Source organism: Paenibacillus sp. FSL M7-0134, from assembly GCF_038007865.1.
GTDB classification, from domain to species: Bacteria; Bacillota; Bacilli; order Paenibacillales; family Paenibacillaceae; genus Paenibacillus; species Paenibacillus polymyxa_B.
This window is the reverse complement of sequence record NZ_JBBOXV010000003.1, coordinates 1-6,215: the sequence shown is the minus strand read 5'-3', so window position 1 is coordinate 6,215 and position 6,215 is coordinate 1. Positions and strand designations below refer to the sequence as shown.

Genomic DNA, 6,215 nt, shown 5'->3' with positions numbered 1-6,215 from the left:
CCTGAGCCAGGATCAAACTCTCCATTAAAGACCAACCGAAGCTGGTTTATAGAAAGAGCGATAAGCTCATTTTGAAACTGACGAGATAAAAATATCTCTTGTTTGATTTTGCGAACAAAATCGTTTTACTCACTCGTTGTTCAGTTTTCAAAGATCAAACATTTCTCTTTCGCTGCATTTTTCAGCAGCTATAAGATCATATCATATTCATTTCGAAAATGCAAGGGTTATTTTTTCTTTTTTGAAGATCGTTTCACCCAAGCTTTTTGCTTTTGAAACTGCTGTTTTGTTGTCAGCTCAAATAATATATCATTTTCAGCAAAAGAAAGCAACTTGTAAATAATCCCTTTTTCAAACTTAAAATCCCTTTCACCGTTTAGTCAACCATTATTAGCTCCAATGTTATTTCAAAACAGCTAGTTCATAAAATGTCATCTGTTCAGTTCCATTTAATATAAATACATTATTGGTAATTAACCGCTATACGACGTTAATTAGTTTTTTTGTAATCTATTTTGTTCGTTAACCCCGTTACCCCATGTGCTAGATTGTTAGAAGACATGCAACAAGGCGAAGTCTCTTGGACCTCGCCTAATGGTATTCATAATATTAGAGGCGACAAATTTCATGGGCACATTGGCCGTACGAAGGACAGCAGCACATGCCACGTAATACCTTGAGATCGTGAATGACAATCTTTCCATCCCTTGTATCTAGGGTTCCCTGCTCTTTCAGCGCGCTCAGCATCCGGTTCACACTCTCTCGCGTCGCTCCAATCATCTCACCTAATTCAGAGTGACTTAGCTTCATATTTAGTAAAATGCCATCCTTCACAGCCACGCCACATGTATTGCTAGCACGGATCAATGTAGACGCTAGCGCTCCAGTTTTACCATACAACAGTAAGTCCCGAAAACGCGATTGCATAATGCGTTGCTTCATCGCCATCCACTGGATGAACTGAAGTGCCATTTCCCCATTTTTGGACAAGAGCGACTCCAGATCCTTAACAAGCACGACGCCTAACTCACACACATCGGCTGTTTCCGCAGTGCAGCTATACTCTTCTCCATCTATCCCGCTAAATTCCCCAATTAAGTCACCTTGATGCTGAATGGTCAGAATCAGTTCTTTACCATCTTCTGTCGATTTACGAAGTTTAACATGACCTGAATGTATATAATAAAGCTGCTCTGCATCATCGCCCTCTCGGAAAAGCATAACGCCTGCCTTTACCTTCTTCCAGGACATAATATCTTTTAGCAGATCAAAATGTTCTTCTGTCAAATAAATCTGAATTCCCGTGCGTTCCGCTTCGTCTCCAAACCGTTCCATACAAGTGGCTTGCATGTTAGCGTCCTCCTCGTGTTTACCTGATATCTATATCATAATGTTTTAAGGCCTGGGTTGTTATCGGGAGAACACCTGATTTTATACCTTCCTACTCCCTGATTTACTGTGATAAATATCACTTCCGAGGTAAGCTAATGCCCCATTTATCGGCCTTTTCCCTACTCCTTACCCGACCAGATGAAAAGTCAGTGTTTCCTGCGCCTATAGATCAGGGGGTTCCCTGATCTACTTTTGTAACTGTCGGAACTACAATGAATTAGAGATATAGTTTGGTTATGAAAAAGGATGTGTCTTCTATGCTACAAATAACGGATGAAATGCGAAAAGAACTGAATCAGTTGAGAGATACTATTTATGGTGATCTCACTGCCCTTGCATTTATGTCCAAGTCGGGTGGTAAGTTGCATTGGTATTACGCCTCCGGTAGCCGAAGCAATCGCTATCGTCTTATTTCTTTTAAGATTGGCCATGGTATTGCCGGGATGGCTGTTCGCTTGGGACGTACCGTGACTGTAAGTGCTTTGCTATCAGGTAGTATACGTTTGCGTCAGGAATGTGCACTAATGCTGGCCGAGCAGCTTCACTCTGCTGTTGCTATTCCCTTTTCCAGCACAGGGGATCTGCCCAACGGTGTGCTGCTTCTTGGTAATCGTGATGTGAGGATGTTCACAGAGTCTGATGTAGCCGAGGCCACTCAAGTCGCTCAACGCCTTAGCCAACTATGTGCTTACCCTCTTACTCCATAGATCAACAATGTTTCTGTAGATAATGAAACTCATAAAATACTTGATATCACTGTCCCTAACTATCTTTGTTGATTGAAATCCCTAAAATTTGCTATGATTATGACAAAACGCACGGTTTTTTTACCGTTCGAGGGGATGACAAATTGATTCGTATACTAGTAGTGGATGATCACGTTGTCGTACGTTCTGGCCTCATGGCCCTATTGGACGGCAAAAACGGTATCAAGGTAGTAGGAGATGCAGCAGACGGGGATGAGGCAATCCACAAGGCAGTGGAGCTACAACCTAATGTCGTGCTCATGGATTTTAGCATGCCACCTGGCAAAGATGGTCTCACGGCAACCACTGAATTAAAAAAAAAGTTGCCCGACACAGAAGTCCTTATTTTAACAATGCATGATGATGAAGAATATCTGTTCCGGGCCATTCAGGCTGGAGCATCCGGATATATTTTAAAAAGCGCACCTCACGAGGAGTTGCTCGCTGCCATCCAGTCTGTAGCCGAGGGTAGTGCCTACTTGTACCCGAATGCAACCAAACGACTGATGAGTGAATATCTGGACAAAATCAAACAGGAAGGCATAGCCGGACCCTATGAATCCCTATCTGAGCGGGAAAAGGAGATTCTATCGTGGGTAGCCAAAGGATATGCCAACAAGGAAATTGCCGAGCACCTAGTGATTAGCGTCAAAACCGTAGAGTCCCATAAAAGTAACCTTATGGAGAAGCTTAACTTGAAAACACGACCTGAGCTAGTCAAATTCGCACTAAAAAAGGGGCTACTCCATTATGAATGAACCTTCTAATCCTTTACTGCAGCATGCCTTTGGTGAATCAACCGATACATTGCTGAATGATCTAGAAATTTATATACCAGAGTCCCCTTTTCTCCATGCACTACGTAACTCACTCCACCAACTATCCAATCTAAAATTTGCTCTAGATACGTCTTCCATTGTTGCTTTGACCGATCATCGAGGTATTATTCAGTACGTGAACGACAAGTTTTGTGAGATTTCGCAATACAGTCGTGAAGAGCTGATCGGTCAGGATCATCGTCTCATCAATTCAGGCTATCATACCCCTGCCTTCATGAAAAACCTGTGGACTACAATCCGTTCAGGTGAGGTATGGCAAGGAGAAATACGTAATCGTGCTAAAGATAACAGCTACTACTGGGTGAATACTACGATCGTTCCGTTTATGGACGAGGAAGGTAAACCCTATCAGTACTTAGCGATCCGCAATGAGGTCACTAAACTGAAGAAAGTAGAAGCGGAACTCCAGTCTATGATGACGCAAGTCATGCAAATACAGGAAGAAGAACGTAAACGCTTTTCAAGAGAGCTACATGATGGGATAGGACAAAGCTTGTTTTCACTTATTATTCAGTTAGATAGCCAACTTGCCGAACAACCTAGTGCTGCTCTGGAGAGTCTTCGTTCGCAGGTGACCGACATCATCAAAGATGTTCGTGGTCTAGCGTGGGAACTTCGTCCCTCAGTTCTGGATGATTTGGGTGTCGTCCCAGCTATAAGAACCTATATTGAAAACTTCTGTTCTCATTACGGGATTGAGGTGCATTTTCAATGCACTCTACGTAAACGCCTTGATATTCGCAAGGAAATAGCAATTTATCGGATTGTACAGGAGGCATTAACGAATGTAGCCAAATATGCAGATGTAGCGGAGGCATATGTCGACGTTGAGGATCAAGATGAAATGATACAAGTGACCATTCGGGATGAGGGCATTGGATTCTCTGGAAAGTCCCAAGGAGAGGGAGTTGGATTGTTCAGTATGGAAGAACGAGCTAGAGGGGTAGGGGGATTTATGAGCATGACCTCTGCTCCAGATGAGGGAACCTCCATCCAGCTGACCATTCCCGTGTAAAAACTGTCCACTAGATCGGTTATCGGCGTATACCAGTTGTATGATCAGAACGATATACACCGATACCGAGATTATGAATAATCAATACATTGTGGGTACATGAAGATAAATACAAAAAAAGAGAGAGCTCTGTCCCCAGACAGGCTCTCTTTATTTATAAGGTGTCACCACTGAGGCAACAAGAATCCGCTATAGCAAAAAGCGGGTGATGGGAATCGAACCCACGCTACCAGCTTGGAAGGCTGGAGTTCTACCATTGAACTACACCCGCAAATCAGTATCGGGATGACACGATTTGAACATGCGACCCCCTGGTCCCAAACCAGGTGCTCTACCAAGCTGAGCTACATCCCGACATTATACTTTTTTTAAGAAATGGCGCGCCCTGAGAGATTCGAACTCCCGGCCTTTTGATTCGTAGTCAAACGCTCTATCCAGCTGAGCTAAGGGCGCATATCTAAATCCATAATGAGCAGTCAAGGCGCCACCCAGATTTGAACTGGGGATGAAGCTTTTGCAGAGCTTTGCCTTACCACTTGGCTATGGCGCCGTATGGATAATGGAGCGGACGACGGGAATCGAACCCGCGACCCTCGCCTTGGCAAGGCGATGCTCTACCGCTGAGCCACGTCCGCAAAATATGGTGCGGTCGAGAGGACTCGAACCTCCACGGGGGTTAGCCCACACGGACCTGAACCGTGCGCGTCTGCCAATTCCGCCACGACCGCAAAATAATTATAAATGGTGAGCCATGAAGGACTCGAACCTTCGACACCCTGATTAAAAGTCAGGTGCTCTACCAACTGAGCTAATGGCTCTTAATGGCTGGGGATATAGGATTTGAACCTATGCATGACGGAGTCAAAGTCCGTTGCCTTACCGCTTGGCTAATCCCCAATAAATTAAGAATAAAGGGCGGCCGATGGGGCTTGAACCCACGAATGCCGGAGTCACAGTCCGGTGCGTTAACCACTTCGCCACGACCGCCATATGATTATGAAAAGACTGGTGGAGGATGATGGATTCGAACCACCGAACCCGTAAGGGAGCAGATTTACAGTCTGATGCGTTTGGCCACTTCGCTAATCCTCCAAAATGGTGCCGGCGAGAGGACTTGAACCCCCAACCTACTGATTACAAGTCAGTTGCTCTACCAGTTGAGCTACACCGGCACATTACTCATTTCCCACTTGAAAGGTGGCTCGGGACGGAATCGAACCGCCGACACGAGGATTTTCAGTCCTCTGCTCTACCGACTGAGCTACCGAGCCATATTTTGTTTTATTACTACACCATATAATCCGCACTATATATGTCAACTATATATGAGATTAAAATGGCGGAACTGACGGGATTCGAACCCGCGATCTCCTGCGTGACAGGCAGGCATGTTAGGCCTCTACACCACAGTTCCAGAGGCATTTCCAATAGGAAATTAATTGCGGGGGCAGGATTTGAACCTACGACCTTCGGGTTATGAGCCCGACGAGCTACCGAACTGCTCCACCCCGCGTCATTAAAAGGGATTTATCAAATTTTCTTATGGTGGAGGCTGAGGGGCTCGAACCCCCGACCCTCTGCTTGTAAGGCAGATGCTCTCCCAGCTGAGCTAAGCCTCCATATTATGACCCGTAGGGGATTCGAACCCCTGTTACCTCCGTGAAAGGGAGGTGTCTTAACCCCTTGACCAACGGGCCTTACAAAATAAGTTCTGATTCCAATAAATTTATGGCGGAGAGAGAGGGATTCGAACCCTCGCACCACTTTCGCAGTCTAACCCCTTAGCAGAGGGTCCCCTTATAGCCACTTGGGTATCTCTCCGAGTAGCGGCAGAGGGGATCGAACCCCCGACCTCACGGGTATGAACCGTACGCTCTAGCCAGCTGAGCTACGCCGCCACCTTATATATAAAATTCAGAAATATTCAAAACATGGCTCCCCGAACAGGACTCGAACCTGTGACAACTCGATTAACAGTCGAGTGCTCTACCAACTGAGCTATCAGGGAATATTGGTGGAGCCAAGCGGGATCGAACCGCTGACCTCCTGCGTGCAAGGCAGGCGCTCTCCCAGCTGAGCTATGGCCCCAATCTTTTTGTTATTCTAGAAGTGGTGGGCCTTAGTGGACTCGAACCACCGACCTCACCCTTATCAGGGGTGCGCTCTAACCAGCTGAGCTAAAGGCCCTAACATGTAAAACTTCATCATCCTTTAAAGGATATC

General features: G+C 45.6%; 4 protein-coding genes and 21 tRNA genes. 3 read left to right on the top strand and 22 right to left on the bottom strand.

The window, feature by feature from the left end; translation table 11 throughout:
• Positions 1 to 609: 609 nt before the first annotated feature.
• Positions 610 to 1,350, bottom strand: a complete 741-nt coding sequence (locus tag NSQ58_RS26685) for a Crp/Fnr family transcriptional regulator (protein ID WP_025718906.1) — start codon at positions 1,348 to 1,350, stop codon at positions 610 to 612.
• Between the two features lie 299 nt (positions 1,351 to 1,649).
• Between NSQ58_RS26685 and NSQ58_RS26680 the strand changes: the two genes are divergently transcribed.
• From NSQ58_RS26680 to NSQ58_RS26670, 3 genes are all read left to right on the top strand, one after another.
• Entirely contained in the window at positions 1,650 to 2,099 is a 450-nt protein-coding gene (locus tag NSQ58_RS26680) for a GAF domain-containing protein (RefSeq protein WP_028542674.1), read from the top strand.
• A gap of 143 nt (positions 2,100 to 2,242) precedes the next feature.
• A complete protein-coding gene (locus NSQ58_RS26675; protein WP_023986657.1) occupies positions 2,243 to 2,896 on the top strand; it encodes a response regulator in 654 nt (217 codons plus the stop codon).
• Positions 2,889 to 3,992, top strand: a complete 1,104-nt coding sequence (locus NSQ58_RS26670; RefSeq protein ID WP_023986656.1) for a PAS domain-containing sensor histidine kinase — start codon at positions 2,889 to 2,891, stop codon at positions 3,990 to 3,992. The genes NSQ58_RS26675 and NSQ58_RS26670 overlap by 8 nt, the downstream gene beginning before the upstream one ends.
• Positions 3,993 to 4,192: 200 nt before the next feature.
• Here NSQ58_RS26670 and NSQ58_RS26665 read toward each other — a convergent pair.
• The 21 genes from NSQ58_RS26665 to NSQ58_RS26565 all read right to left on the bottom strand — a co-directional run bounded on the left by NSQ58_RS26665 (position 4,193) and on the right by NSQ58_RS26565 (position 6,179).
• Positions 4,193 to 4,263 (bottom strand) — tRNA-Gly (locus NSQ58_RS26665).
• Between the two features lie 9 nt (positions 4,264 to 4,272).
• Positions 4,273 to 4,346: transfer RNA gene (locus NSQ58_RS26660), tRNA-Pro, on the bottom strand.
• 22 nt (positions 4,347 to 4,368) lie between these two features.
• Positions 4,369 to 4,445: transfer RNA gene (locus tag NSQ58_RS26655), tRNA-Arg, on the bottom strand.
• A gap of 26 nt (positions 4,446 to 4,471) precedes the next feature.
• Positions 4,472 to 4,542, bottom strand: a tRNA-Cys gene (locus NSQ58_RS26650).
• Positions 4,543 to 4,552: 10 nt separating this feature from the next.
• Positions 4,553 to 4,627, bottom strand: a tRNA-Gly gene (locus NSQ58_RS26645).
• A gap of 6 nt (positions 4,628 to 4,633) precedes the next feature.
• Positions 4,634 to 4,720: transfer RNA gene (locus NSQ58_RS26640), tRNA-Leu, on the bottom strand.
• Between the two features lie 14 nt (positions 4,721 to 4,734).
• Positions 4,735 to 4,810: transfer RNA gene (locus NSQ58_RS26635), tRNA-Lys, on the bottom strand.
• A gap of 4 nt (positions 4,811 to 4,814) precedes the next feature.
• Positions 4,815 to 4,889 (bottom strand) — tRNA-Gln (locus tag NSQ58_RS26630).
• 17 nt (positions 4,890 to 4,906) lie between these two features.
• Positions 4,907 to 4,979 (bottom strand) — tRNA-His (locus NSQ58_RS26625).
• A 19-nt stretch (positions 4,980 to 4,998) separates the two neighbouring features.
• Positions 4,999 to 5,084: transfer RNA gene (locus tag NSQ58_RS26620), tRNA-Tyr, on the bottom strand.
• A 4-nt stretch (positions 5,085 to 5,088) separates the two neighbouring features.
• Positions 5,089 to 5,164, bottom strand: a tRNA-Thr gene (locus NSQ58_RS26615).
• A 26-nt stretch (positions 5,165 to 5,190) separates the two neighbouring features.
• Positions 5,191 to 5,263, bottom strand: a tRNA-Phe gene (locus NSQ58_RS26610).
• 66 nt (positions 5,264 to 5,329) lie between these two features.
• Positions 5,330 to 5,406, bottom strand: a tRNA-Asp gene (locus NSQ58_RS26605).
• A gap of 25 nt (positions 5,407 to 5,431) precedes the next feature.
• Positions 5,432 to 5,505: transfer RNA gene (locus NSQ58_RS26600), tRNA-Met, on the bottom strand.
• A 30-nt stretch (positions 5,506 to 5,535) separates the two neighbouring features.
• Positions 5,536 to 5,611: transfer RNA gene (locus NSQ58_RS26595), tRNA-Val, on the bottom strand.
• A 6-nt stretch (positions 5,612 to 5,617) separates the two neighbouring features.
• Positions 5,618 to 5,689: transfer RNA gene (locus NSQ58_RS26590), tRNA-Glu, on the bottom strand.
• 32 nt (positions 5,690 to 5,721) lie between these two features.
• Positions 5,722 to 5,813, bottom strand: a tRNA-Ser gene (locus tag NSQ58_RS26585).
• A gap of 3 nt (positions 5,814 to 5,816) precedes the next feature.
• Positions 5,817 to 5,890 (bottom strand) — tRNA-Met (locus tag NSQ58_RS26580).
• Between the two features lie 34 nt (positions 5,891 to 5,924).
• Positions 5,925 to 6,000 (bottom strand) — tRNA-Asn (locus NSQ58_RS26575).
• A gap of 4 nt (positions 6,001 to 6,004) precedes the next feature.
• Positions 6,005 to 6,080, bottom strand: a tRNA-Ala gene (locus NSQ58_RS26570).
• 22 nt (positions 6,081 to 6,102) lie between these two features.
• A tRNA-Ile gene (locus tag NSQ58_RS26565) sits at positions 6,103 to 6,179 on the bottom strand.
• Positions 6,180 to 6,215: the final 36 nt, after the last annotated feature.

What these genes read in the sequence shown, in the direction of transcription:
- NSQ58_RS26685 (WP_025718906.1), bottom strand. Translation starts at nt 1,350, where the DNA reads ATGCAAGCCACTTGTATGGAACGGTTTGGAGACGAAGCGGAACGCACG.
- NSQ58_RS26680 (WP_028542674.1), top strand. Translation starts at nt 1,650, where the DNA reads ATGCTACAAATAACGGATGAAATGCGAAAAGAACTGAATCAGTTGAGA.
- NSQ58_RS26670 (WP_023986656.1), top strand. Translation starts at nt 2,889, where the DNA reads ATGAATGAACCTTCTAATCCTTTACTGCAGCATGCCTTTGGTGAATCA.